The sequence below is a fragment of the Photorhabdus heterorhabditis genome (assembly GCF_018448905.1).
In the GTDB taxonomy this organism is placed as follows: Bacteria; Pseudomonadota; Gammaproteobacteria; order Enterobacterales; family Enterobacteriaceae; genus Photorhabdus; species Photorhabdus heterorhabditis.
Genome location: NZ_RCWA01000140.1, coordinates 1 through 1,085 on the forward strand (window position 1 = coordinate 1; position 1,085 = coordinate 1,085).

1 protein-coding gene is annotated in these 1,085 nt (G+C 55.9%); it reads right to left on the minus strand.

Going from position 1 to position 1,085, the window contains the following annotated elements; genetic code table 11:
• On the minus strand, positions 1-1,073 hold a 1,073-nt coding region (locus tag EAE89_RS22965), incomplete at its 3' end, for a DUF637 domain-containing protein (protein ID WP_339423560.1).
• Positions 1,074-1,085 lie beyond the last annotated feature (12 nt).

Consider the following 1,085-nt stretch of genomic DNA (forward strand, 5'->3'; position numbering starts at 1 on the left):
CCCATCGTGTGGTCTAAACCCCCTAATGCGCCACCCACGGCGATTTGGGTCACGAGGGATTTGACGGCTTCGCGCTTCGCTAAGGCCGCCAGTGTCTGGGTGAGATCCCCTTTATTTTCAACTAAGGCCACCGCCGCCTGCGAGGTCAATCCGATCATTCCGCCATAAGCCGCCCCATAAACCGCGCTCGCCGTGGCTCCCGTGGCCCCTGTCGCACCGACCACGCCATTTCCCGCCCAGGCCGCCAGGCCCGAACCCGCCGTCACCGCCGCGACCGCAATCGCAATCACGGCGCCCGCCACCGGGTTTAAGCTTGTGATTTTTTTGTCCCAGCGACGGTAAGCGTCCTTAACCTGATCCCACTGGACATCATTGCGGCCTTGAAGATTTTTCAACCATTCGGTGCCGGGGGTGTGACCCAGTACTGCCAGCGTGTCTTCCAGTAACTGCTCGTCTTTCACTTTCACATCCGCACTGATACCGGCTGCTGCCTCCACGGTCAGCGTACCGCCCACCTGCACGGACGGGATGGCCCAGGTTGTCTCACTGTGGCCTTTATCGTGGTGCGTAATAAAAAAGCCCTTTGATGTCGCGACAGTCTGCTCAAAAGCGGTATTGGGCATGGCCCGGAAGTACACTTTCCCGGTCTGGCTGGTGATTTTCGCGTTTTTACCGGTTTCTAGCCGACTCGCTTCCAATGTCACGTCATCTTTTGCCCTCAGGGTAATATCCCCCCCGGCAGTCAATTCTGTGACTTTGTTGGTCTTCCTGATTTGTGTTTTATGTTCTGTTTTAGACCCAAACACTTTACACGACTTTATGGGGCCGAAACCTTGACAGCGTTTCCGCGTTTCTTCACTTTTATAGGTTTCTTCCATGGCCTGCGCATAGAGAAAACCGCCGGTTGCCGCAATATCCATCACCCCTTTGGCGATTAACGCCGTCGCCTGGAATAAAATACTGCCCTGAGAGCGGAGAGTTAATGCGCCACCACTGGTCAACCGACTGGCGTGTTGCGTAAAGCGCTCAATATTCCCCTCGCGGATAAATTCTTGTCGCGACTCAAAACGCACATTCCCCCCCGC